Genomic DNA, 25875 nt, shown 5'->3' on the forward strand with positions numbered 1-25875 from the left:
AGGGGGAAGTCAATTGCCGTATGCGGCTGCCGGCTGCCGCTTTTGTGTTTTTTACAATAGAATAAACCCATATTTTGCGCCAAGATAGGATATGGCCGGAAGCCGGAAAGCCGCGGCCCTGTGCCGCGGGCGTTTTGTCAGGATCGCAGCGCTGTGCAAGACCGAACGCAGGAAGCGTGGTGTTGTTTACGGTGCCGCTACGTGCCACATGTTGTTCACGGCCGCCTGTGCGGCCACAGACTACCAGAGATACAAGGACTGCTCATGAATTTTGATCTGGAAAAGGAACGCCGCGGGTTGGATCGCAAACTGGAAGCATTGCGGAAAAAAGAATTCATTCCCGCCGCGTTACTGGATATTGTAGCCAGAACCGCGCAACTGCAGCTTGAAGCACGGGCCAAAGTGCAGGTGACGCTGCCCGCCGGACTTACTGCGGCCGATACCCACGCACAGGGTGCCCCCCTGCTGCCGCGTGAACATTTTCCCTATGACAAGGCGGTCACCGCCGAAACGTTCGGCAAATTGCTGGCGCTGATGGCCGCATCGGGCGGATCCATGGCGGCAGGGGCGCAGGCGCTGCACAAGGCGCTTGAGGCCCGTGAGTTTTCGCTGGAAGAAGCCTGCAGTGCCCTGCTGCAGGACGACCAGCTGTTTTTTGCCGACTGGAGCGCCCGCATGCCGGAAGCTCCCAGCTTTGTACGGTTTCTCGTGCAGGGCAGCATGGTACCTTCGCTTATGGCCGTTTCCGACCTGCTGGCGCAGCAGCGCGACACTGCGTCCGTGTGGGCGCACGGGCACTGTCCGCATTGCGGTTCCATGCCGCTTGTGGCCTCGCTTAAGCAGAAAGAGGGCTTCCGCTATCTTACCTGCTCGCTGTGCCGCCACGAATACAGAGCCAAAAGACTGCAGTGTCCTTTCTGCGGCGAAGACGACCACAAAAAGCTCGAATACTTCAAGGCAGAGGGTGAACCGGGGTTTGAGGTGCATGTGTGCCGCAGCTGCCACTGCTACCTGAAAACATCGGATTTCCGCGATATGGACCGGCAGTCCGTTCCTGTGCTGGATGATCTGGAATCGCTGGCACTGGATATTCTTGCCCGTGAACAGGGCTTTGTCCGGCCGACCCAGTCTGCATGGGGGTTCTGATCATGTCGGGAACAGAGGGCGGGGCTGTGCCCCGCAATGTGGGGGTGCGCCGCTACAGCGACGGCAGCTGGCACATGGTGGACGATGTTCTGAGCCGTGAAGTGCCGGTGAGCGTGCGTGTGGACGGCGGAGAACGGCACATGCTGTGGGCATGGCCCGAAAACCTGCACGATCTGGCGGCAGGCCATGCCCTGCTGGATATGGGGCTGTGCGGGGCGGCCGTGAAGGTGCAGCAGGTGGAAGAGTTTTCGTTCCTTGTCTCTGCATCGGGTGAACAGCGGTGTCCGGCAGATGCCGATGCGGGAACCCTTGACGCGCAGTCGCTGATGACGTGCATGGGTGACTTTATGGGCGCCGCCGGGCTGTGGGACGGCACGGGCTGTTTTCACCGTGCCGGAGTGCTGGATGCCGCCAGCCGCACCGTGTTGCACCGTGCGGAAGATATCGGCAGGCACAATTGTATCGACAGGCTGGCCGGCTGGGCTGCCCGGAAAAACGTCTGTCCTTCCGGTCTGGTCATGCTGGTCTCCGCGCGGGTTACGGCAAGCCTGTGCGCCAAGGCCATGCGTGCAGGATTCCGGTTCATCGTCAGCCGGTCAGCCGTTACCACGGCCTCGGTGGACATGGCGGCTTCGGCCGGTGTCACGCTGGTCGGTTTTGCCCGCGACAGGGAGCGGCGTTTCACCGTGTTTACCGATGCCGCAGCACGGGTGCTTGACTGATGAGCGCGCCGCACGCTGCCGTATCGGCGCCCGTGGGAGTAGTGCTTGCCGGCGGGCTGAGTGCGCGCATGGGCAGTGATAAGCGGGGCGTGCGGTTGTTCGGCGACAGCGAGCCGGACCTGCTGACGCGCAGTGCGGCACTGCTGGAGCAGGTGACCGGCGAGGTATGGATAAGCGTGCGCGACGGGCTGCCGCTGACGGGCGGCTACCTGCGGTTGCGTGACGAAGAGGAAGGCATGGGACCGCTGGGAGGCATAATGACCGCGCTGCGCGCCGCACAGGATGCCGTGCTGGTGCTGTCGTGCGATCTGCCTTTTATGGAAAGGCCCGTGCTGGAAAAGCTGCTTGCCGCACGGGCACAGCGGCCCGCAGGGACGCTTATGACCACGTTTGTACAGCAGGAGACAGGCTATATCGAGGCTTTGGTGGCGGTATACGAATTCGGCGCACTGGAATGGTTCCGCCGCGCTGCGGAGCGCGGGGTTTACAAAGTGAGCCGGGTGGTGCCACAAGAGTTGCAGCATCGCGTCGCATACTCGCGGGAGGAATCCCTGCCCTTTTTCAATGTGAATTATCCGGCGGATCTGGAAATGGCCCGCCGCGTCATACGGGCACTGACAACATGAGCACCTTGCATCACGCTTTTTCCGGCAATGTGCCGCAGGCTGCCGGTCCGGCAGCGGCGGAACGGTTTTCCGACGAATACGGCAGGCAGGTGAGCTATCTGCGTCTTTCTGTCACAGACAGGTGTAATCTGCGCTGCATGTATTGCTGGACCTGTGACGGTCTTTCCTTCATTCCCCACGACAGCATACTTAAATATGAAGAAATGCTTCAGCTGGTGGACGCGGCCGTGGGCATGGGCGTGGAAAAGGTGCGCCTGACAGGCGGCGAACCGTTTGTCCGCAAGGATTTTCTGTTTCTCGTGGAATCGCTGGTCAGGCGGCATCCTTCGCTGGATGTGCGCATAACCACAAATGCCACGCTGCTGGCGGGCAAAGTGGCTGCTCTGCGTGATCTGGGTGTGCGGTATGTGAATATTTCGCTGGATACGTTCGAGCGCGAACGGTTCCGCCGTGTGGCGGGGCGCGATATGCTGCGCCATGTGCGCCGGGCGCTGGATGAAGTGCTGGAACACGGCATAGGGCTGAAGCTTAACGCAGTGGCCCTGCGCGGCTTCAATGACGATGAACTGCCTGTTTTTCTTAATTTTGCGCGGCGTAATGCCGTGGACGTGCGGTTTATCGAGTTTATGCCCATGGGCGGCTGCACACGCTGGTCACAGGAAAATTTCTGGCCTGCATCCGACATTCTGGAGACAGCCCGCAGACACGCGGATCTGACGCCGGTGGAAGGGCGCAGCAGACGCAGCGGGCCTGCCCGTTTGTACAGCATCGAAGGCGGCAAAGGGCGTTTCGGCCTTATCACGCCGCTTTCAGACCACTTCTGCAAATCGTGCAACAGACTGCGCATAACACCTGACGGCAGGCTGCGCACCTGTCTTTTTTCCGACAAGGAATACCGTCTGCGGCCGCTTATCCGCCATCCCCGTCTGGGAATGTCCGCCGTGATGAAGGTCATGCGGCTGGCCGCGCAACGCAAACCGCTGGGCTACAGGATGCTGGAACAGCTGCATGCCGACGGTTCCGTGGCGGAAAAGCGCATGTCCGCCATCGGCGGTTGATGCAGCAGCACCGGATTCAGCCGTCTGCGGTGTGCCTGTATCAGCAGGCGGAAGCCGCCGCGTGTTCCAGTGCTTCGGGCAGGCTGTCAAACGTGCGGGCATGTGCCAGCACTCCCATGGCGTCGAATACATGGCGGAAGCTTTCGGACAGGCCGGAGATGATGACCGGCGCGCCGGAACCCGACGCGGAGCGGATGGCGTCTGCCAGTACGCTGATGGCTGCGCCGTTTATGGATGTGCTGGCCGCGAAATCCAGCACAACGCAACTGCCGGGCTGCGCCGCTTCCTGAAATGCTTTACGCAGAGCGGCTTCTGATGCCGTGCCCAGTGTGCCGCGCAGCGTAATGACCACAGCACCCCGCGCCTGTGACAGCGTCAGCGGGTGTCCGTTTTCCTCTCTCAGACTCAGGCGCTCCTGCGCCCTTGCCAGAGCCTGATCCAGTGATTCGCGTCTGATGGGTTTGTTGATGAAGTCCGTGGCATCAAGATTCAGTGCCCGCAGGGCAAGCTCCATGTCGCCGTGCCCCGTGATGACGATGACTTCGGTGGCGGGGGCCTGTTCCTTGATGAGGCGCAGCACTTCCATGCCGTCCATGCCGGGCATGCGGATATCCGTCAGCACCAGCGGCGGTTGCCGCCTGCGGAACTCTGCCAGTCCCCGTTCACCGGAATCTGCCGTGAACACCTCGTGCCCGTACGCTCCGAGCAGCAGCGAAAACATTTTCAGGGTGGGGGCTTCGTCGTCTATTACCAGTATACGCACGCGGTTTTCTCCGTATTGCGCACCTGCCGGTCTTTGCCTCCGGTACGCCAGTGTGTGTCTGCCACAGGCTGTTGCCGCCGGAGCGTCCCTCCGGCTTGGGTCATGAGGTAGCTTTTTTTTGCCTTGCGGGCAAACAGGGCGCGCTTACGCTTTGTTATGCACCGTTTTCCGGTGTGTCACGTTCTGTCTGTGTGCCGCCGCGGGCCGTTGCCGCCCTGGATGTATGGGTTGCTCCGCGGGGGTCGTGCACGGGAAAACCCAGATGAAAAGTTGTGCCTTCTCCTGTTTTGCTTTCCGCACGTATCTGCCCGCCGTAATCGCGTACTATGCCGTAGCTTATGGCCAGCCCCAGCCCCATGCCCTGTCCTGTGGCCTTGGTGGTGAAAAACGGCTCGAAAACCTTGTCGCGCATGGCTTCGGGAAAGCCGCAGCCGTTGTCGCTGAATGAAAGAACCACCTGCTGTTCCGCTGCACGCGATGTGATGACAATGCGTCCGTCGGTGGGTTTTTCCTGCGAGCGCCGGCGTTCCTGAATGGCGTCGCGCGCGTTGGATATGAGGTTGAAAAAAACCTGCTGCAGACGGTTGTCATGTGCCTGTACGGGCGGCAGGTTTTCCTGCAGGTCCAGCAGGATGGTGATGTTCTGCAGCTGAAACTGCCTTTCGGCCAGCGAAACAACGGCACGCACCGGAGCATTGATGTCGATGGGGGCAGCCAGAAAATCCGCCTTGCGGCTGAACGAGCGCAGGGTGTTGATGATTTCCGTGGCCCTGTCCACCTGAGCGCCTATTTCTTCCAGCACTTCGCGTGCATGACCGGCGGAAATGCATATGTGACCTTCGTTGTTCTGCGGCAGCGATGAAAAAACCATGGCAAGATAATCGCTGCCCATGCGTATGGCGTTCAGCGGCTGGTTGAGTTCATGCGCCACGCCGGCACTCATTTCACCCAGTGATTTCATTTTGGATGCCTGTACCAGCTGGGCATCCTTTTCCATCATGTCGGTGATGTCGGTGGTGGCCACTATGATGGCCGGTCTGCCCCTGTATCCTATGGGACAGGCATGCATGTTTACATAAAACGGAACCTTGCCTTTGCGGTAGTGCACAACCTTGCTGAAATACAGACACCCTGTGGCCGATTCCGCTTCGCCGCCCTGCTCGAACACGGCCAGACATTCCCTGTTGGGGTCGGGGCCGACTTCCAGAAACGATGTACCGGTCAATTCCCCCCGTCCGTAGCCGTATACTTCTTCGGCTCTGGGGTTGGCGTCCAGTATGGTGTGGCTGGTGCAGTCCACCACAAATATGGGGTCCGGACCGCTGTCGAACAGTGACCGGTATTTGCCTTCCGATTCCTGCAGCCGCTGCCGGTACAGCTTGATGGACCAGACCATGTTGCGGAATGAGTCAGTGAGCTGCAGCACCTCATCTCCTTTGCGTTTGCGGTAAAAAACGCAAGTCTTGCAGCGGTGCAGTGATTCCGGCGACATGTGGCTTTTCATCTGCTCGTCAAAATGCCAGCACGGCAGGTCCGTATCGTCATAGGCAGGGCAGTCGGTTATGGTCCAGCCGGAGCCGGCGCCGTCCAGCGTGCCCGCAGACTGAAAATTACCCCGCGAAAGATCATCGGAAATGCGGGTAAGCTGCACCACGGGCGCGGTGATGTACCGTGACAGCCTGTGACTGATAAGAAAAATGATCACGATGACTGCGGAGATGAATCCGAGAAAAGTGATGCGCAGTTTGCCCACAAGGCGGTCGATGTGATCTTTGCTGAGCCCCACGTGGACGGTACCGATACGGTACAGCCCCTCGTAGATGGGTACGGCGATGTCGTAGGCCGGTTCGCCGTGCACCGATACCACTTTCACACTGCGGCTGACTCCTGCAGGCAGGGGATTTGCTCCGGCAAGCTGGGGGGGCAGCGGACGTACCAGCGTGTGCCCCAGCACGGTGTTGTCTTTGTCCTGCACAAAGATATAGGCCACCAGCTGCTGGCGTTCGCGCAGCTGGGCTTCGTCAAATATCAGGTTCAGCAGCTGCGGCCGGTCGTTGTCCAGAATATGGCTTGCACCGCGGGCTGCAACGCTGTGGGCCACGGCCGTACCCCGCAGTTCCAGTTCGGTGGTCAGGCTGGATACCAGAATCCAGCGTGCCAGCAGCGCAATGGTGCCGCTGATGATCATGATGACCGCGAGAATGGAAAAAAAGAATTTGTTCTGCAGGCTCAGCGCCGAAAATTTTTCCAGCAGGCGGTTCATGACTGTGCTCCGCGGGCATTGTGCTGCCGGGCCGTGTCCGGTGCCGATGCGGCCGGCCGCCCGCCGGCAGGGGGCAGCAGGTCCCTTACCGGAGCAAAGTCCTTGATGAGCACAAACTCACCGTTGCGCAGCAGGGTGAAGTAAACCTGATCCATGCCCTGATGGTCCGTATTGCTGAATGTTACGCGGCTGCGTCCGCCCAGCGGAAACGCATGCAGCGATTCCACGGCGTCGATGAACGATTCGCGCGTCAGTCCGCGTCCGGCAAGGCGCAGCGCTTCAACCAGCACGCGCGCGTTGACATATCCTTCCAGCCCGATGATGGAGGGCGTGTCCTGCGGATAATAGCGGCGCATGAGTTCGGTGTATTGCCGTGCGTCGGCCATGAGTTCCGGTGTCTGCGGGGCGGACGGGGGAGGGACGACCTGTGACATGGTCACGGGATTGCGGTGGTCGCCGTGCAGCAGGCGGGCCAGTTCTTCGGCACCGGCAAATGAAAGCGTGTGGAACACGGCGCGCATGCCGGCATCTGCGGCCATGCGGATGAAACGGGCGCACGGCTCGTAGGTTCCCACCATGACAACTGCCTGAGGATCAGCAGCCAGTATGCGGTTCAGTCCTTCTTTCACATCCAGTGTGCCCCGCTGGTATGATCCGCGTGCCACCGGCGCAAGCCCCAGCTCACGCAGGGCCAGTTCCGTACCCGTAAGTCCGTCAAAACCGTAATCGTCGTACTGGTAGAACACGGCTATGCGCGTAAAGCCGAGATCCTGTACCAGATGCCGCACCGCGGCTTCCGTTTCCTGATAATACGAGGCGCGCACATTGATGACATAGCGGCTGAACGGATGGCGCAGTCTGTTGGCTCCTGTGAACATGCCCAGCAGCGGGATGCGGGCCTCTTCGATAAGCGGCAGCACACGCACGGTGGTGGGGGTGCCCACATAGCAGAACAGGCCGAACACATCGCCTTCTATGAGCAGGTTCTGGGTGTTGGCAAGACAGCGGGGCGGGTCGTACCCGTCGTCCCGTACATCAAGAACAATGCGTCGCCCGTGTATGCCACCGTTTTCATTTATGTATTTAATATAGCTGAGTGCGCCGCGCATGGTCTGTATGCCCAGATAGCTGGCATGGCCGGTAAGGGGCAGCGATGAGCCGAACCGTATTTCCGTGTCAGAGATGCCTGTGCGGGAGCGGCTTTCTTGCGCGGTATCCCGCGTGCGGTCGCAGCCTGCCGCAGGCAGCAGCACCAGCAGCACAGTCAGTACAAAGGATAATGCGCCGCGGACGCGGGTGTTGTGCGGGCGGGATACAGAGGACAGGGCCGGAAAAAACGTCACGGGACCTCCGCGGAAAGTATGGCGTTGGCGGGCGCGGCATCTGCTGACGGCAGCGTCTGCGGCATATGTGCCACACCGGCGGTCAGGGGCGGGCACTGCGTATGCGGACAGACTTACCCCGCCTTGCGGCTTCAGGGCAAGGGGCCGCTTGCTGCGGCTGCGGTGTCGGTTGTTTGGTACAATGCAGACACCTGATGCATTGCCAGAGGCCGCGCGGGCAGGTACTCTGTGGTATATGTGCGGGCCAAATTCTTTACCGGTGCCCCGTGCGCCGGTGCCGGAGGAGACAGCATGAAAATGTTTGCGCAGGCGGGCATGGCGGCCGGCGGCATCAGGGGTGTTTTTTTTCTTCATTTCGCACGCACAGGCGCGGTGCGCTGCTGCGTGCTGGCCGCCGTGCTGTGCTGTATGCTGGCCGGAGCCGCAGGCGTGCGGGCTGCGGAACCGTTTCCGGACATAACGCTGCCGCCGCACCCGCAGGCTGCTCAGCTGGGACTGCCCGGACATTCCTTCAGGCTGAGCGACACGACGGCGGATGTACTGCTGGTCAATGTGTACAGCTGGTTCTGCGGCCCGTGTCAGGCCGAGGCCCCGCGGCTGGCAGCGCTGGACAGGGAAATCAGACGGCAGGGGTTGAAGGACAGGGTGCTGCTCATAGGCATTGCGGCGGGTGACGGGCCCGACATGGTGGAGAGGTTCAGAGAAAAACACGCCATTCCTTTCGCGCTTTTTGCAGATCCGGATATGACACTGTATTCGGGACTGGGCGGATTGCCCGTACCTGCCATGCATGTGGTGCGGCGCACACCGCAGGGGCTTGTGCGCACCGAGCTGCATCTGGGCATGTTCGCGGAAGAACCGGCGGCGTTTCTGCGGCGTGTCGCGGCACTGCCGTAGCCGGCAGCGGTTGCTCCGTCGTTTGCTTTCGTGGCGTATTCTGTATAGATAACTGGAATGACTATTTCATCGCGTGAAGACCTGCTGCGCTCGGAAGATGCCGCGCTGGCGTACGTTCTGCGGGAATGCTGGCCGGGCGGCGGCCGGTTTTGTCCGCGCTGCGGCGAAAGCCGTCTGTACGACCTTGCCGGAGGCCGGTCGCGCTGTGCGCGGTGCAAGTATACTTTTCAGGACTTCAGCGGCCGCTGGATAAACAACGGGGGGCTTTCGCCGCTGACGTGGCTGCGTCTGGCCGATCTTTTCAGCCGTGAACCCACGGTGCATCAGATGGCCGTGGAGGCCGGGCTGTCGTATAACGCCACATACAAGGCCGTGACCACCATGCGTTTTGCCATTCTGGCGCATGCCACAGACGCCGTGCAGCTGCTGGGGCCGGAAACAGGACTGGGCAGTTTTCTGCGCAACCGCAAACTGACCGGTGACCCTGATTCAGGCGGACGCGGCACGGTGCCCGTGTTCGGCATTCTGGAACGTAACGGCTGGCTGTTTATCGACCTTGTATCGGGCATGTCGGCCGAAACAGTTTTTCATTTCAACCACAGCTTTCATCTGAAAGTGGAACGGGCGGGCAACCTTATATGGACTGACCGCTACCGGCACTATGATGCACTGGTTTTCTGCGGCGATGATTCGCTGCCGTATGAGTATCTGCGCAGGCATGACAGGCCTGTGGCGGTGGAATGCGGTACCGGATTCTGGGCATTTGCCGAAAAACGGCTGAAGCTGTTCAAGGGTATAACCCCCCGCCGTTTTCCGCTGTATCTCAAGGAACTGGAATTCAGGTATAACATGCGGCACAGCGATATTTTTCCGGTACTTGTGCGCTATCTGTGCGATTTTGTACCTGATATGAATCCGGAAGGGGCGGCGGAGACCGCAGCCGGTGCTGCCCGCGGGCATGCGGCGGGGTCACGGGGCTGATACCGTCCGCCGGTGCCGGATCGTGAGTATGATTCTGTTCTGCTATTATTAACATATTGAATTAGCATCCATTGAAGCCTGTCCTGTGTGCCAGAAGTCACACAAGACAGGCTTTTTTGTATTGTGCGGGGCTGTGCCGCTAGTATTTGCCCACAGGATAACGGAGCAGTGCCGGTGTGGGCCGGAATGCTCTGCAACAGGCAAGGTGACGGCATGGAAATTACCCGTTCAAGGCAAACCGCGATGCCGCCCGCTGAAGGTATTCCCTTTGCGGGACTCGGGCACAGTCTGGCTCCGGTCAGGCTGCGCGCGCGTCTGCTGGTGCCCGTGTATTCGGGTGCAGGCTGCAGGGGTGTGTCGGGCGTGCAGCGTCCCGTTGCGCGGCATCTTTACGGATTTGCGCTGCAGGTGCGGCTGGGACGCGAAATCAGAGGGCGATGACATGCGGCATCACAAAGGAGGCATGATGACAGTATCACGGAGAACTTTTATCAAGGCGGCAGCAGGTGCGGCCACCGCCACGGCATTTGCGGGGCTGGGGGTCAGCCTTTCGCCGGGTGTGGCGCGGGCACAGCTGCTCAAGCTTGAATGGGCACGGCAGAGCACATCGGTGTGCTGTTACTGTGCGGTGGGCTGCGGCCTTATCGTCCATACTTCCAAAGACGGACAGGGACGCGCCATCAACGTAGAGGGCGATCCCGACCATCCCATCAACGAAGGAGCCCTGTGCGCCAAGGGTGCTTCCATCTGGCAGCTGGCAGAAAGCGACCGCCGCCCCGCAAGCCCCATGTACCGCGCGCCCTACAGCGACCACTGGCAGCCTGTATCGTGGGAGTGGGCACTGGAAAACATAGCTGCCCGCATCAAAAAGACCCGCGACGAATCTTTTATCACCCGCAATGAAAAAGGCGAACAGGTTAACAGAACCGACGTCATCGCCTCCGCCGGTTCCGCGGCGCTCGATAACGAAGAATGCTGGGTTTACCAGTCTTTTCTCAGATCTCTCGGCCTGGTGTACATAGAGCACCAGGCGCGTATCTGACACAGCGCAACTGTAGCGGCTCTGGCAGAGTCGTTCGGACGCGGTGCGATGACCAATCACTGGATTGACCTCAAGAACAGTGACTGCATACTTATAATGGGCAGCAACGCTGCCGAAAACCACCCCATTTCTTTCAAATGGGTGCTTAAGGCCAGAGACGCGGGCGCCACGCTGATTCATGTGGACCCCCGCTATACGCGTACCTCGGCGCGGTGCGACATGTACGCACCCATCCGGTCCGGTGCCGATATTCCTTTCCTCGGCGGCCTCATCAAGTACATTCTCGATAACAATCTCTATTTCCGCGAATACGTGGCCGAGTACACCAACGCTTCGTATATCGTGAGCGAGAAGTACAGCTTTGAAAACGGCTTCTTCAGCGGGTTTAATCCGGAAAAACGCAACTACGACAAGTCGCAGTGGGCGTTTGAAACCGATGCCGACGGCGTGCCCCTGCGCGACAAGACACTGCAGCACCCGCGCTGTGTGCTTAATCTGCTTAAAGAGCATTACGAGCGGTACACCGTGGACAAGGTGGTTGATATAACCGGCACTCCGCGCGAAGACCTGCTTGCCGTGTACAAGGCGTTTGCCGCCACCGGCAAAAAGGACAAAGCCGGCACCATCATGTATGCCATGGGCTGGACCCAGCATACCGTGGGTGTGCAGAATATCAGAGCCATGGCCATTATCCAGCTGCTGCTGGGCAACATCGGCGTGGCCGGCGGCGGGGTGAACGCACTGCGCGGAGAATCCAACGTGCAGGGTTCCACCGACCAGTGTCTGCTTGCGCACATCATTCCCGGTTATCTGGGTGTGCCCAAATCGGGCTGGCCCACACTGGCCGATTACAACAAAGCCAACACCCCGGTCAGCAAAGACCCCATGTCGGCCAACTGGTGGCAGAACAAGCCCAAGTATGTGGCCAGCCTGCTCAAGGCCATGTACCCCGCCGCATCGCTGGACAGCGCGTATGAATGGCTGCCCAAGGTGGATGCGCACAAGCCCATGACAGACTACTTCTGGCTGTCCATGTTTGAAAAGATGCACAAGGAGCAGTTCAAGGGCTTTTTCGCATGGGGCATGAACCCCGCCTGCGGCGGTGCCAACGCCAATAAAAACCGCGAAGCACTGGGTAAGCTGGACTGGCTGGTCAACGTCAATATCTTTGAAAACGAGACCAGTTCGTTCTGGAAAGGGCCGGGTATGAATCCTTCCGACATCAAGACGGAAGTATTCTTTCTGCCGTGCGCCGTCTCCATCGAAAAAGAAGGCTCGGTCACAAACTCCGGCCGCTGGATGCAGTGGCGTTATGCAGGGCCCAAGCCCTACGCCGGCAACAAGCCTGACGGTGACATCGTATATGAACTGATGGAAAAGGTGCGCCATCTGTACGGCAAGGAAGGCGGCGTATTCCCCGACCCCATCATGCATCTTAATCTGGACGACTGGCATACGGACCACGTCTTTGACCCGCATAAGGTGGCAAAGCTGATCAACGGTTACTTCCTGCGTGATGTGACCATAAAGGGCAAGACTTACAAAAAAGGTCAGCAGGTGCCCAGCTTTGCCTTTCTGCAGGATGACGGTTCCACCTGTTCGGGGAACTGGCTGTACTGCAATTCATACACGGACAAGGGCAACATGGCCGCCCGCCGTGACAAAACCCAGACGCCTGAACAGGCAAACATCGGTCTGTATCCCAACTGGGCGTGGTGCTGGCCCGTCAACCGCCGCATTCTGTACAACCGTGCATCGGTGGATACCAAGGGCACCCCGTGGGCACCCGGAAAAGCGGTCATCGCGTGGAACGGCAAAGGCTGGACAGGCGACGTGCCCGACGGCGGATGGGAACCCGGAACAAAGCATCCGTTCATCATGCGCAAGCATGGCGCGGGGCAGATATTCGGTCCCGGACGCGAGGAAGGCCCCTTCCCCGAGCACTACGAGCCTCTGGAATGTCCGGTGAAGGACAACCCGTTCTCGCCGCAGCTGCACAACCCCACGGCGTACACCATAGCCGGAGAAGCTGCAGCCGTGTGCGATCCCCGGTATCCTTTTGTGGGCACCACATACCGCGTTACCGAGCACTGGCAGACCGGACTGATGACCCGTTATCAGCCCTGGCTCATTGAAGCCGAACCGCAGCTTTTTGTGGAGATAAGCGAAGAGCTGGCCCGGCTGCGCGGCATAGAGGGCGGCGAAAAAGTGCGTGTGTCCAGTCTGCGCGGGCAGCTGGAGTGCGTGGCCATAGTCACCAAACGCATCAAGCCCTTTGTCGTGCAGGGCAACGACATCCACCTTGTGGGGCTGCCGTGGCATTATGGCTGGATAACCCCTAAAAACGGCGGTGATGCGGCAAACCTGCTCACGCCGTCAGTGGGCGACCCCAATACCGGCATTCCCGAAACCAAGGCGTTCATGGTCGACGTCCGCAAGCTGTAAGGAGGCTGAAAAATGGGAAAGGCGTTCTTTGTTGATCTTACCCGCTGCACAGCCTGCCGCGGATGTCAGATAGCCTGCAAGCAGTGGCATAAGCTGCCTGCCGAAGAAACCGTGAACTGGGGTTCGCATCAGAATCCCAGAGACCTGAGCTTCATATCGTACCGGCTGGTACGGTTCACCGAGGTTGTAAAGGACGGCAAACTTGACTGGCTGTTTTTTCCGGAACAGTGCCGTCACTGCTTTGAACCGCCCTGCATGTATCAGGCAATGATTGATGACGAGCGGGCCATCCTGCGCGACGAAACCACGGGCGCGGTTATTTTTACCCGCCATACCAAAAACGTGGATGCCGCAGGAGTGCGTGCCGCATGCCCTTACGATATTCCCCGTGTGGATGAGGTAAGCGGTGTCATGTCCAAGTGCGACATGTGTCTGGACAGGGTGCATAACGGCATGAAGCCTGCCTGTGTGACTTCGTGCCCCACAGGTACCATGAACTTCGGTGACGAGGAGGAAATGCGCGAACTGGCCGAGGCCCGTCTGGCAGAAGTGCAGGGGCGCTACCCCGACGCGGTGCTGGGTGACCCCGACGACGTTCGTGTCATCTACCTCTTCCAGCAGGACCCCATGGCCTACTTTGACAAGGCTGTGGCCGAGCTTGGCCCTTCGCTGATGAACCGCAAACAGATGTTTGCCCGTCTGATGGGCCGCAAGGCACGTACCTGATAACCGGCTTCTGCCGCACCGCCCGCAGGATGGTGCGGCAGACGCTGCATATACACGGCGGCGGGCAGACAGCCCGCCGTGTCTGCCGCCGCTTCCGGCCGGGCGTCCGGAGGCGGCGTTTTTCTGTGCGGGGCGCCGGGCCGTTTGCGGCGGGTATGCAGGAAAGACTGCGCGGTCCTTTTGCTCAGGCGCGGTGCTGAGCGTATGGCGCGCATCGGGCGGTATCTTTCATTTGCGGCCGCAGGGATGTATGGTCACCTGCAAGCACAGTAACAGGCCGGATTACGCCACATGCTCCGTGCGCGTTTGCGTGCGGAAGACGGAGAAGATCAATGAAGGCAATCGGTATCGTGGGATTCAAGAATTCGGGGAAGACAACCCTTACGGGATTGCTGGCCGACGCGCTGGAAGCTGCCGGACATACGGTGGCCATTGCCAAGTTCACGCATCATCAGCTGGACAAGGCCGACAGGGATACCTCGCGGCTGATGAAACCCGGCCGTGTGGTGGCCGGACTGGGGTCTGACGAGGCTGCGGTATTCTGGAGCGGCAAGCGGTATCTGCAGGATATGCTTCCGCTGCTTTCAGCCGATGTTCTGCTGGTGGAAGGGGGCAAAAGTCTGGGCTGGCTGCCGCGTATAGTCTGCCCGCGCGATGCCGCCGAGATGGAGGAACTGAGCGCGGGGCTGGCCGTGGCGGCGTGGGACCACACCGGTCTGGTGGCGTTGCCCGCAGAAGCCGTACCCGTTTTCGGTACGCACTCTGTGGCGCAGCTGGCACAGCTGGTTGTGGAACGCGGTTTTACCCTTCCGGGACTGGACTGCGGTGCCTGCGGCGAAGAAGACTGTGCAGGGCTGGCACGGCGCATTGTGGCCGGTAAGGCGCATTCCGGCGACTGCAAAAGTCTGGACGATGACTTTTCGGTTACGGTGGGCGGTGTGCCGCTGGGCATGAATCCTTTTGTGGCGCGTATCGTTTCCGGTGCCATCAGCGGCATGCTGCGCGAGTTGAAAGGCTATGCGCCGGGACCGGTGGAAATCCGCATTAAGGGATGATGCCGCAGGGACCGCTGGCCGTCATGCCGGCGGCGTACTGCGCAAGACCATGCCTGCAGGCAGTGCCGCTGCGGCAGCAGTGCATGGTCAGGCCGGATAACGGGCGCACGCACATGGCATGCGCCCGGTTCCGCAGACCGCTTTGTGTCTGATGTCTCCGGCCTGTTCCGGTATCCGAAAGCAATCCGAAGGCAATCGGGCAGCATTTCGGCAGATATTGGCAGCACGTTGACGCCGGTGTGGCAGAAGCGTGGCGTCCTACAGCGAGCCTAGGGCGGCATCACGGGTTTCATACATGCCGAACAGCTTGTCGTAGCCCGATATCTCGAACACTTCCTGAATATAGTCGCGTGCGCAGCATATGGTCACTGTTCCGCCTGCCGGGTGCAGGCGCTGATAGGCCATCACCAGCACACGCAGGCCCGAGCTGTTAATATAGTCCAGATCCTGAAAATCAAAGAGCAGGGTTCTGGCCCCGGCGGAAAGCAGTTCTTCAACGGTTTTTTCCAGCTGCTGCGTACCTTGTCCGTCCAGCCGTTCACGCATTTCCAGAATCGTCACGTTATCGTGCGTAATGGTGGTCAGCGTCATGCGTGGCTCCTTTCATCGTCATGCTTTGACCCGTTGTCGAGCCGTTTTCCCAGCACTATGATGTTGTTATCTTTTTTTCGTGTATAGCGGAAATCATCCATGTACTGTTTTACCAGATGAATGCCCAGCCCGCCTACGGGCTTTTTACGTTTTTCAAGCGGGACATTCAGTTCGGGCGGAGCGGCTTTGGTGCAGTTGAACGGATTGCCGTTGTCTTCCAGCCGTGCCCGCAGAAAACCGTCCTGCAGCCAGAACCATGCATCGACCCTGCGCTGTACGCCGTCGGCGGCGCCGTGTTCAAAAACATTGGTCACCAGTTCATCCACGGCCAGCGTAAAGGAAAAGCGTACCCGCCGCGAACAGGCGGTGCTGTCGCACAGTGTCTGCACGGCTTCCGCCAGCGCGGGAATATCCAGTGCCGAAGTCAGCCGCACATGCACGCTTGCTTCCTCAGGGGGGGTATCGCCCTGAGGCACCGCGGGGGCGGACTGCGTGCACCCGTGCTGCTGCGGTTTGAGGACAACCAGCGTCACATCATCCATGCGGGGGGCGTCCTGACAAAACGTGTCAACGGCGTCCAGCACGGCCTTGCTTATCTCGTGTGCGCACAGATGGGCGTGGCTGCGCAGCAGCTCCTGCAGCCGGTCCTTGCCGAACATTTCACCTTCTGCATTCACTGCTTCCCATATCCCGTCCGTACCTATCAGCACAACGGCGTTTTCGGGCAGGGTGGTTTCTTCTGCGTTGTACGTCGCATCGGGCACGACGCCCAGCGGCAGCCCGCAGCCCTGCAGCAGCGAAAAAACGTCCGTCGCCGGATCGTATACCATGGCCGGATCGTGCCCTGCGCGCACCCAGCGCACCTGCCGTGAGCGCTGGCGGATATCCAGCACGAAAAGGGTGATAAAGCGTCCTGTGCCGTTGACGTCGGCGGAAAGAATGGCATTGACCCTTTCCACACGGCGGGCGGTGCAGCACAGACTGTCTGCCTGCCCCCGCAGCAGCGAACGGCCTGTGGCCATGAGCAGGGCAGATGGCAGCCCGTGGCCGGAAACATCACCCAGCACTACGGAAAGCGCAGGCTCCTGTCCGTCCATCCATGTTATATAATCGTAATAATCGCCGCCGGTTTCGTCACAGTAGCGGGTGCGGCCGGAAATATCCCAGCCCTCGAAAGCAGGCGCTTCTGCGGGCAGCAGGCTGGACTGTACTTCATGAGCCACGTCCAGCGCCTGCTGGATTTGTATCTGTTTGCTCAGTTTGGGGCCCATTTCGTTGAATGCCTGAATCACCTCGTCACGTTCGTCTCCCAGACGGGCCGGAATATGAACTGACCAGTCTCCCTGAGACAGGCGGCGCGCGGCCTGCACGATGTCCAGCAGCGGTCTGGTGGTGGCGCGGGAGGCCAGCAGCGATATGACAAACGCTCCCAGCATGACGAGAATCAGCGACATGCTGACCACAAGATTCACGGCTTCGTCGCTTTCGGTCAGCATGTTGCTGATGGTGTCGGGCACTTCCTGTATGACGCTGCGCGGCGTGATGATGACAACCGTCAGCTGGTCGGTGATGGGGGCATAGGCCAGCAGTGACGGCTCGTCATTGAACTCCAGCTCCATGACATCCGCGTGCCGGTGGCTCATGCGGCTGCGCAGGTTGTCCAGAGTACGCCCCTCCGGCATGGGAAAAGGCGCTTCGCGCTGCATCATGCGCCACATCTGCCTGCCTTCCGCGTCGCGCAGCGTGCGCCCCACAACATTGATGGGAGCGTTTTCGCCTTCTGCCGGATCGCGGTAGACCAGCATCATCTCCAGGTCTTTGCTCCAGCTTGAAATGACGGAGTGAGCCTGCAGTCCCTCCTGCATCAGTATGTCCAGCCCCGCCACACCCAGCAGCCTGCCGTCCGCACCGCGCAGAGGAATGGAAATGGTCAGAGTAAGCCTGCCGGTGACGGCGTCGACCACGGGGGATGTCCATGTGATATCGTCGCGTTCGACGGCGGCCCGGTACCACGGGCGTTCGCGGGGATCATAGGCCGGCGGTATTTCGCCCAGTCCGGGGTATGTACCGCTCAGGCCGTCCTCCAGTCCCACGAACATACGGTAGATATAATCGCCGAACACACCGCGCACGTCACGCAGCACGGGCAGCAGACCGGCCAGACGGGCGGCACGCTGTTTCTGCCGTGCATCGGGGTTGCCGCCCGGCACATGAAACGACATGCTGCCGAAGCTTACCAGTCCGCTGGCAGTCTGCATCATCATACCGCGCGGTTTGCCGGTGTACGAAGCAAATTCTTTAAGGTCCGGAGGAAACGGCAGCTCAGGGTTGAAGTCAGAAGAAAAGAGCACCGCGGTGTCATCGGCCGCGGCGGCCGCGGCGGCCGCGGCCGGAGCGGGAACGGCGGCCAGCCGTTCGGCTTCGCGTTTGAGGGTGTATGCGATGACGCTGAGCGACTGGATGTCCTGCATCATGCCGGTGGCGTAGTTCCGCGCCATATTGAGCATGGCGGTGCTGGCACGTTCTGTCAGTTCGGCGCGTGTTTCGCGTATGACATTGCGTTCTATGTTATCTGCCAGCACGGCCACAAGTATGCTAACCACAAGCAGGGGCACAACACTGGCCCCCAGCAGGACAAAGAAAAATTTCCAGCGGATATTCATGACGGCTCCGGAAAAGAGTCTCGGGGTTGCATCCCGCAGGCGCAGGCGGGACGTCCGGCGCATCGTTTTTTATAGCAGCCCTTGGAAGATTTAGAAAGTGCGGTTATGCTGGCATCCTGTGTCGTTGCACTCTCATGCTCCGGCCGCGTCCGGACTGCAGGTAGCCATGGTCACCAAACGCTCTCTGTATTACTGGGTGTTCAAGGGGAACGCCAGACTTCAGGCCCTGCTTGTGGCGGTTATTCTGGTGACGGTGGTCACCCGCATTCTGCCGCTGGAAATGCAGAAGCGCATCATCAATCAGGCCATCGGCATGCGTGATTTTGAGGCGCTGCTGTACTATTGCGGGCTGTATATAGCCGCCGTGGTCAGCGCCGGCGCATTGAAATACGTCATCAATCTGCTGCAGGGCTGGATAGGCAACCGTACGCTTGTGCGGCTGCGCCGGCGGCTTTACGAACACATTCTTTCTCTGCCTCTGCCTTTTTTCCGCAGAACATCACCCGGTCTGGTCATCTCAAGCGTCATGACAGAGCTTGAGTCCATGGCGGCGTTTGCCGGCAGCGCCGTTTCTGCTCCGGTGGTGAACATTCTTACATTCATCGGTTTTGCGGGGTATATGTTCTGGCTTAACCCGCTGCTGGCCGGACTGAGCATTGCTGTATACCCCGTGGAGATGCTGTTCATACCGTGGCTGCAGCGCAAGTATAATACGACCAACCGCCAGAGAACCGCGGCAGTGCGCGACATAAGCGGCAAGGTGGGCGAATCTGTATCGGGCATCAGCGAAGTGCACGGCAATGCTTCCGTCCCGCTGGAGGGAAGGCGCTTCGGCACGGCGCTTGAAGGATTGTTCCGTCTGGCTTTCCGTCTTCATGCACTTAAATTCGGCATTAAATTTGTCAATAATTTCTTTCAGTCGCTGGGACCGTTCATTCTGTTTCTCGTGGGGGGCTATCTGGCCATCAACGGGCGTTTCGATCTCGGGGCGCTGGTGGCGTTTCTTTCAGCGTATGAAAAGGTGTACGACCCATGGAAGGAACTCATGGAATTTTATCAGCTGTGGCAGGATACGCAGGTACGCTACAGGCAGGTGATGGATTATTTTGACTACGAGCCGGAGGTGGCGGCGGCCCCGCAGGACAGGCCTCCCTTTGCGCTGACCGGCGATATAGTCATACGCGATGCGGTGTACGATGTGGGGGGCAACATCCGTCTGGTTGACGGCATCTCGCTGGATATCGCAGCGGGCGAGCATGTGGCTCTGGTGGGTTTTTCCGGCAGCGGCAAATCAACACTGGCACGGCTGGTGACGCAGCACTACAGGTACACGGCAGGCAGTGTGCGGCTGGACGGCCATGAAGTGAAAGACCTGACCCGGCTGGATGTGATGGCCAACATGGGGGTGGTGGCCCAGCAGCCGTTTATCTTTGACGGCACCATATACGAAAATCTTGTCTACGGGTGCGAGGCGCTGCAGGCGCAGCAGGTGCCGCAGGGGCATATGCCCGATCTGGACAACGTCATAGAGGTGCTGCAGCAGGTGGGGCTGTTTGCCGATGTGTTGCGGTTCAGCCTGCGGGCCGTGCTGGACAGCCATGCGGAGCAGCAGTTCCGCGACGGCATCATCCGCGGGCGGGCACGGTTTGAAGAACTGCACGGGGCCGGGCTGACGCATGATATAGAGCGTTTTGATGAGAGCAGGTACATGATGTACGCCACCATGGCCGAGAATCTGCTCTTCGGCACACCGCTTTTTCCCTCATGGCAGGGCGGTGAACTGGCGGGCAACAGAATATTCCGCAGGCTGCTTGACGAGGCGGGGCTTACCGAGCCGTTGCTGCGGCTCGGGCACGATCTTATCGTGCGCACTGTGGGCATTATCGGATCAGCCGGTGCCGATGCGGAACTTTTTGCAAAAAGCCCCGTGCCGCAGGAATACTTTGACGAGGCTGCCCAGCTGGTGCGGCGGTTGCGCGACGTACGTGCTGACAGGCCGCTCTCCGCCCAGAGTGAGGCCGATGTGAAGGCGCTGCTGCGCGTGGCGCTGGGGTATCTGCCCGCGCGGCATAAAATTGTTCCGCTGCCCGGACATATCCTGCAGGTGGTGCCGTCGTTCCGCCGTGTTCTCCGCGAAGCCCTTGAGGCACTGCCGTCGCCGCCCGTGGCATTCTATTGCTGCGAAAGCTACCTTTTCGGCCAGTCTGTGCTGGACAACATAGTATACGGTCACGTGAAATCGGACAGCGCCGGAGCGGAGGAACGCATCTATCAGCGGGTCATGCAGCTGCTGATTGTGGAAGGCGTGCTGGAACAGATGCTGCGCGTGGGGCTTGATTTCCGCGTGGGCAGCATGGGTGACAGGCTTTCAGGCGGGCAGCAGCAGAAGGTGGCGCTGGCCCGTGCCTTTCTCAAGGAACCGCCGATACTTGTGCTGGATGAGGCCACTTCGGCTCTGGACAATGCGTCTCAGGCGCGTATCCAGAACCTGCTGGAGCGTAAATGGAAAGGCCGCAGCACTGTCATATCTGTGGTGCACCGGCTTGATACGCTCAGAGGATACGACCGCATAGCGGTGCTCAGGGCCGGCCGCATTGTCGAGCTGGGATCGTGGGATGAACTGATGGAACGCAAAGGGGCGTTGTATGGTCTTGTACACAGGGCAGGCTGATGCCGCCTGCTGCGAATACGATGCAGATGTGGAAATGCTGCGCGCCATACCTGTTTTCAGCGAACTGCCGCTGGATTTCCTCCGTGCCTACGCCTATCTGTGCGAGCGGATTCGTTTTCAGGAAGGTGAGTATCTTTTCAGGCAGAACGAGCGTGACAGCAGGGCGTATCTGGTGGTCAGCGGCACGCTGGAGGCCGTGCGCGAAACAGACAGCGGGGTGTTGCCGTGCAGGCGGTACGGCAGCGGCGAATTTCTGGGTTCGCTGGCGCTGCTGGCTGAAACGCGCAGACTTTTTTCGCTGCGTGCGCTGGAACCTGCGGTATGTCTGGTTTTGCCGCGCAAAAAACTGCTGGTGGACATGCAGAGTTCTCCGGAAGTGGCTTCACGTTTTTTGCAGGCATTGTGCCATGCCGTGGTAAACTGGGAAGAAGCCCTGCTGGAAGAAACCGAGTGCTGCGGAGAGCACACACCCAAGGTGGGCGTGAGCCTTATCTGACGGACAGAAAAAAAAGTTTTATAAAAAAAGACTGTTCTTTTAAATTGTTACATAACATGCTCCTTTTTTGTCTTTTCTATTTCTCTGCCATTTAATTGTGAAAAAAAGAATTTTCTGAATAAGTGAATATAAGCGCGACACCTGTTCAGGGGTTGCAAAGGTTTGATTGTTTGTGTAGGCAATCAAGCGTCGGGCGCGTGGCTCAGCTGTCATATGCCCGAATGGAGCGGACCCCGCAAGGGGCTACTGGGCACAGCAGAAGCAATCGGGAGCAGCCGTTATGTATTTCAGAACATATGACAACACCATCAACTTTGAAATCATGGTACGTATTGCAAAAGCGTTTCATGGTGATTCCTTTGAAGAACAGGTGGCCCGTATCCCGCTTGAAATGCGCCCCAGAAAGGCGCACAGCTCGCGCTGCTGCATTTACCGCGACAGAGCCATCATCCGGTACCGCTGCATGGCCATGCTGGGCTATGCCATAGAAGACGAAACCGACGAACTGACATCGCTCAGCCAGTATGCCAAGGGTGCGCTGGAACGCGACTCCATTCAGGGCAGCATGCTTACCTTTATCGATGAGGCCTGCAACGGCTGTGTGCGTACCCATTACGAAGCTACCAGCGCCTGCCGTGGCTGTCTGGCAGAAGCATGTGTGCAACACTGCCCCAAGGACGCCGTGCGCATTGTGGACGGCAAGTCCAGAATCGACCCCGACAAGTGTGTGCAGTGCGGCAAGTGCATGAATGTCTGTCCTTATCACGCCATAGTGCAGATACCCATACCCTGCGAGGAATCCTGCCCCACGGGGGCCATAAGCAAGGATGAATGCGGCAAGCAGGTCATTGACTATGACCGGTGCATTTTCTGCGGCAAGTGCATGGCAGCCTGTCCTTTTGCCGCCGTGCTTGAAAAATCGCAGATGATCGACGTGCTGCGCCGCATCCGCGAAGGCCGCAAAGTTGTGGCCATTGTGGCGCCCGCCATCGCCGGACAGGTACAGGCCCCCATGAGCAGACTGGCCACGGCCCTGCGGCAGCTGGGATTTGCCGATGTGGCCGAGGTGGCCTCCGGCGCGGATACCACGGCGCGGCTGGAAGCCGATGAATTTGTGGAGCGCATGGAACACGGCGCGGCATTCATGACGTCGTCATGCTGTCCGGCATATACCCAGCTTGTGGACAAGCACCTGCCGGAACTGGCTCCTTTTGTTTCCGACACCCGCACCCCCATGCACTACACCGCGGCCATGGTCAAAGATCATGATCCGGATATGGTTACGGTGTTCATCGGGCCCTGTGTGGCAAAGCGTAACGAAGGCAAGCATGATGAGCTGGTCGACCATGTGCTTACTTTTCAGGAAATGGTGGCCATGCTGACTGCCGCTGGTATCAGCGTCGATGCCTGCGAAGACGGCCGGTTCATGTTTCCGGCCATGCGCGAAGGGCGCTCTTTTCCTGTCAGCGGCGGTGTGACCGCCGGTGTGCAGGCGCATATAGGCACCCGCGCAGAAGTACGGCCGCTCAGTGTGGACGGCCTGAACAAAAAAACTTTCCGTCAGCTCAAGACATGGGCCAAAAAGGGTTGCGAAGGCAACTTTGTGGAGGTCATGGGCTGTCAGGGCGGATGCGTGGCCGGTCCGGCCATTGTCATGCAGCCGCAGAAAGCGGCCCGCCGTTGTAACGAATTCGCAGCAAACAGCCCCGGCTTTGCGGACGACGCCTCTTAGCCGGAAGGCTGCCGTAGGAGAACGCGCGCGGCCGCAGCCCACGCGGCCGCGCTTATCATGCCTGTTACCCGTTCTCTCTTCATGCCCCTGGCAGGGCCGGAAGCCCACTCCCGGCCCTGCCCCTTTTTCTGCCTGCCCGTTTGTCTGCCCGTTATTTTCCTGCCTGATGGCGCCGCCCCTTCTTCCGTTCAGTCTCCGGCAGAGCCTGCCGCTGTCATGTTTTCACGCCGTCCGGCGTCCTGTCCGGCAACGCCGGAGGGCTGTCTGCGTTGTCCGTAAAAGGCAGGGGGCTTGTGCACCGGCTGTCTTTTTTTTGCGCGCTGCTGCGGGCGGCAGGCAAAATCCGTTTCGGGTACGCCGCCGTTTTACCGTGCGCGCCGGGCAGATCGGGCGGATCGGGCGCAGACCGGCGCATCGGGCAGACTGGGCAGACTGGGCAGATCAGGCAGACCGCCGCATCGTGTGCCTCTGCGCAGACATTCTGTGCATCTGTTTGTATTTGTAGCATTTTGGAATGGCTGAAAAAAAACTGCTTCGGCACTATGGCCCGGTTTCGATTTGCGCTATGCTGATGGCCGATCATCCGGAGGACATCGTATGGAGTTACTAGGTAATCTTGTTCTTGTGCTTGCTTTTTCCGTGGGCGTGGTGCTGCTGGCCCAGAAATTCCGCATTCCCGCCATGGTGGGATTTCTGCTGGCGGGTGTGGCTGCCGGACCTCATGCACTGGGTATGGTTTCCGACGTGGCCGCAGTGGACGTGCTGGCTGAAATAGGCGTTGTACTGCTGCTGTTTACACTGGGTATGGAATTTTCCATAGCCCGTCTGCGCGCATTGTTCCGCGTGGCGCTGCTGGGCGGCGGCACACAGGTGGCCGTCACCGCGCTGGCGGCTGGCAGTGTGGCACACTGGCTGCTGGGCTTTGCATGGAACACCTCTGTTTTTATAGGTTTTCTCATTGCTCTTTCCAGTACGGCCATAGGTATCCGGCTGATGCGTGACAAAGGCGACGTGGAAACACCCCACGGTACGGCCGCGCTGGGCATACTTATTTTTCAGGATATGGCCGTGGTGCCCATGATGCTGCTTGTACCGGTGCTTGCCGGGCAGGAGGGCAGCGTGGCGTGGGCGCTGGTCACGCTGACGGCCAAAACCGCTCTGGTGGTGGCCGGCGTGCTGTTTCTTGCCGTGCGCGGGGTGCCGCACCTGCTGCATTATGTGGCCCGCTGGCGTAACCGCGAGCTGTTTCTGCTCACGCTTCTTTCCATCTGCTTCGGGGTGGCGTGGGGCACCCATGCCGCCGGACTTTCGCTCGCGCTGGGCGCTTTTCTGGCGGGGCTGGTCATTTCCGGTTCGGAATACGAACACTACGCGGCTTCTCAGGTGCTGCCGCTGCATGATCTTTTCATATGCTTCTTTTTCGTTTCGGTGGGTATGAGTCTGGATGTGGGGCTGGCACTGACAAATCCGCTCATCGTGCTGACGCTCACAGCGTTGCTCATGCTGTCCAAGTTTGTGCTTGTGACCGGCTCTGCCCTGCTGCCGGGGCTGGGGTTTGCCAGCGCGGTCATGACAGGCGGCATGCTGTGTCAGGTGGGTGAATTTTCCTTCATCCTTGCCCGGCTGGGTAACGAAGCCGGACTTTTTTCCGGCGAGGCCATGCAGCTGTTTCTGGCCTCTGCGGTGGTCACCATGTTTCTTACACCGTGGGCCGCGGGGTATGCGGGCCGTCTGGGACGTTTTCTGCGGCGCAGAGGCTCCTCGGCGCTGCGCGACCATACCGGCGTGACCAGCACGGCGCAAAGCGACCATCTGGTCATTATCGGATACGGTCCCGGCGGCAGACATCTGGCGCAGGCGGCCCGTCTGTGGAACATCGATTACGTGGTCATAGACAGCAACCCCGACACGGTGCGTGATGAACGGGCGCGGGGTGTTCCCATCATGTTCGGCGATGCGGCCAGCGAAACCATGCTGGAACATGCGGGCGTGGAGCGGGCGCGCGCGGTTGCGGTGGTGGTTTCCGACCCTGTGGCGGCCCGGACAGTGACGGCGCTGGTGCGCGAATTGTCGCCCGATGTGCAGATAATCACCCGTGCGCGGTATCTTGGCGAATATGACGGCATGCGCGAGGCAGGCGCCAATGATGTGGTGCCGGCCGAGATGGAGGCCTCGGTGGCCATGGTGGGACGTGTTCTGGAACGCTTTATGGTGGGCAGCGATGAACTGAAGGCGTTTCTTGAGCGCATCCGTGCCGAAGGCTACCAGATGGATGCCGAAGAGCTGGAAAAGCGCGGGAAGTATTCCTTCCTGCCCTTTATGCAGCTGCGGCAGGTACATGTGGAAGAGGGTTCCGCCGTGCAGGGCAAGACACTGGGTGAACTGCACATCCGCCGCAAGTACCGTGTGGCGGTGATGGCCGTGCGGCATAACGGCACAGTGCTGCCCGTGCCGGGGGCCAAGACGGAACTGCTGCCCGGTGATGAGGTTCTGCTTTCGGGCTGCCCCGGCGATATCGGCATTGTGGCGTCCATGTTCAGCAAGGGCGGTGCGCCCCTGCCGGACGAAAACGATACAATACCCGCCGGAACGGCCTGCCCCGTGGAATAGCGGGAACGCGCGGCCGCGTTGCTTACTTTTAAAACGCATGAACCG

Annotated in this window: 19 protein-coding genes; 14 read left to right on the forward strand and 5 right to left on the reverse strand. The window is 59.8% G+C overall.

Annotated features, from left to right (window positions below; all coding sequences use genetic code 11):
- Nucleotides 1-264: 264 nt before the first annotated feature.
- From ACZ5D1_RS03455 to moaA, 4 genes are read left to right on the forward strand one after another with little or no spacing between them, the layout of a single operon-like run.
- Nucleotides 265-1146: a formate dehydrogenase accessory protein FdhE gene (locus ACZ5D1_RS03455; RefSeq protein WP_011366789.1), complete on the forward strand. Its 882-nt coding sequence runs from the start codon at nucleotides 265-267 to the stop codon at nucleotides 1144-1146.
- Between the two features lie 2 nt (nucleotides 1147-1148).
- The gene (locus tag ACZ5D1_RS03460) at nucleotides 1149-1868 is read left to right on the forward strand and encodes a formate dehydrogenase accessory sulfurtransferase FdhD (protein WP_455696618.1); all 720 of its coding nucleotides are present in this window, start codon (nucleotides 1149-1151) and stop codon (nucleotides 1866-1868) included.
- Nucleotides 1868-2494, forward strand: coding sequence for a molybdenum cofactor guanylyltransferase (locus ACZ5D1_RS03465; RefSeq protein WP_011366791.1), 627 nt, complete (start codon nucleotides 1868-1870; stop codon nucleotides 2492-2494). The genes ACZ5D1_RS03460 and ACZ5D1_RS03465 overlap by 1 nt, the downstream gene beginning before the upstream one ends.
- Nucleotides 2491-3552: a GTP 3',8-cyclase MoaA gene (gene moaA, locus ACZ5D1_RS03470; RefSeq protein WP_155891348.1), complete on the forward strand. Its 1062-nt coding sequence runs from the start codon at nucleotides 2491-2493 to the stop codon at nucleotides 3550-3552. The genes ACZ5D1_RS03465 and moaA overlap by 4 nt, the downstream gene beginning before the upstream one ends.
- 40 nt (nucleotides 3553-3592) lie before the next feature.
- Here moaA and ACZ5D1_RS03475 read toward each other — a convergent pair whose 3' ends face one another.
- The 3 genes from ACZ5D1_RS03475 to ACZ5D1_RS03485 form a co-directional block, all read right to left on the reverse strand.
- Nucleotides 3593-4315 (reverse strand): response regulator, encoded by a 723-nt coding sequence (locus tag ACZ5D1_RS03475; RefSeq protein ID WP_273192239.1) that lies wholly within the window; start codon nucleotides 4313-4315, stop codon nucleotides 3593-3595.
- A gap of 154 nt (nucleotides 4316-4469) precedes the next feature.
- Nucleotides 4470-6578 (reverse strand): ATP-binding protein, encoded by a 2109-nt coding sequence (locus tag ACZ5D1_RS03480; RefSeq protein ID WP_011366794.1) that lies wholly within the window; start codon nucleotides 6576-6578, stop codon nucleotides 4470-4472.
- Nucleotides 6575-7921: an ABC transporter substrate-binding protein gene (locus ACZ5D1_RS03485; protein ID WP_011366795.1), complete on the reverse strand. Its 1347-nt coding sequence runs from the start codon at nucleotides 7919-7921 to the stop codon at nucleotides 6575-6577. Before ACZ5D1_RS03485 ends, ACZ5D1_RS03480 begins: the two co-directional genes overlap by 4 nt.
- Nucleotides 7922-8212: 291 nt before the next feature.
- On the opposite strand from ACZ5D1_RS03485, the gene ACZ5D1_RS03490 reads away from it, so the two are divergent.
- The 6 genes from ACZ5D1_RS03490 to ACZ5D1_RS03515 all read left to right on the forward strand — a co-directional run bounded on the left by ACZ5D1_RS03490 (nucleotide 8213) and on the right by ACZ5D1_RS03515 (nucleotide 15067).
- Entirely contained in the window at nucleotides 8213-8818 is a 606-nt protein-coding gene (locus tag ACZ5D1_RS03490) for a TlpA disulfide reductase family protein (protein ID WP_464555929.1), read from the forward strand.
- 57 nt (nucleotides 8819-8875) lie between these two features.
- Nucleotides 8876-9799: a transposase gene (locus ACZ5D1_RS03495; RefSeq protein WP_011366797.1), complete on the forward strand. Its 924-nt coding sequence runs from the start codon at nucleotides 8876-8878 to the stop codon at nucleotides 9797-9799.
- A gap of 213 nt (nucleotides 9800-10012) precedes the next feature.
- Nucleotides 10013-10240: a hypothetical protein gene (locus ACZ5D1_RS03500; RefSeq protein WP_148204107.1), complete on the forward strand. Its 228-nt coding sequence runs from the start codon at nucleotides 10013-10015 to the stop codon at nucleotides 10238-10240.
- A gap of 25 nt (nucleotides 10241-10265) precedes the next feature.
- On the forward strand, nucleotides 10266-13286 hold the full coding sequence (fdnG, locus tag ACZ5D1_RS03505; RefSeq protein WP_464556517.1) for a formate dehydrogenase-N subunit alpha: 3021 nt from the start codon (nucleotides 10266-10268) through the stop codon (nucleotides 13284-13286).
- A gap of 12 nt (nucleotides 13287-13298) precedes the next feature.
- Entirely contained in the window at nucleotides 13299-14012 is a 714-nt protein-coding gene (locus ACZ5D1_RS03510; RefSeq protein WP_011366800.1) for a 4Fe-4S dicluster domain-containing protein, read from the forward strand.
- Between the two features lie 281 nt (nucleotides 14013-14293).
- Nucleotides 14294-15067, forward strand: a complete 774-nt coding sequence (locus ACZ5D1_RS03515; RefSeq protein ID WP_081701776.1) for a molybdopterin-guanine dinucleotide biosynthesis protein MobB — start codon at nucleotides 14294-14296, stop codon at nucleotides 15065-15067.
- A gap of 258 nt (nucleotides 15068-15325) precedes the next feature.
- Here ACZ5D1_RS03515 and ACZ5D1_RS03520 read toward each other — a convergent pair whose 3' ends face one another.
- Nucleotides 15326-15658: an STAS domain-containing protein gene (locus tag ACZ5D1_RS03520; protein ID WP_011366802.1), complete on the reverse strand. Its 333-nt coding sequence runs from the start codon at nucleotides 15656-15658 to the stop codon at nucleotides 15326-15328.
- Nucleotides 15655-18321, reverse strand: coding sequence for a SpoIIE family protein phosphatase (locus ACZ5D1_RS03525; protein ID WP_464555931.1), 2667 nt, complete (start codon nucleotides 18319-18321; stop codon nucleotides 15655-15657). The genes ACZ5D1_RS03520 and ACZ5D1_RS03525 overlap by 4 nt, the downstream gene beginning before the upstream one ends.
- A 166-nt stretch (nucleotides 18322-18487) precedes the next feature.
- Between ACZ5D1_RS03525 and ACZ5D1_RS03530 the strand changes: the two genes are divergently transcribed.
- The 4 genes from ACZ5D1_RS03530 (at nucleotide 18488) to ACZ5D1_RS03545 (ending at nucleotide 25830) form a co-directional block, all read left to right on the forward strand.
- The gene (locus tag ACZ5D1_RS03530; RefSeq protein WP_464555932.1) at nucleotides 18488-20992 is read left to right on the forward strand and encodes an ABC transporter transmembrane domain-containing protein; all 2505 of its coding nucleotides are present in this window, start codon (nucleotides 18488-18490) and stop codon (nucleotides 20990-20992) included.
- Nucleotides 20967-21488, forward strand: a complete 522-nt coding sequence (locus ACZ5D1_RS03535; RefSeq protein ID WP_011366805.1) for a cyclic nucleotide-binding domain-containing protein — start codon at nucleotides 20967-20969, stop codon at nucleotides 21486-21488. The genes ACZ5D1_RS03530 and ACZ5D1_RS03535 overlap by 26 nt, the downstream gene beginning before the upstream one ends.
- Before the next feature lie 280 nt (nucleotides 21489-21768).
- Entirely contained in the window at nucleotides 21769-23220 is a 1452-nt protein-coding gene (locus ACZ5D1_RS03540; protein ID WP_011366806.1) for a 4Fe-4S dicluster domain-containing protein, read from the forward strand.
- Nucleotides 23221-23817: 597 nt separating this feature from the next.
- Nucleotides 23818-25830 (forward strand): monovalent cation:proton antiporter family protein, encoded by a 2013-nt coding sequence (locus tag ACZ5D1_RS03545; RefSeq protein ID WP_051363887.1) that lies wholly within the window; start codon nucleotides 23818-23820, stop codon nucleotides 25828-25830.
- The last annotated feature ends 45 nt before the right edge of the window (nucleotides 25831-25875 follow it).

Source organism: Oleidesulfovibrio vietnamensis (assembly GCF_055388115.1).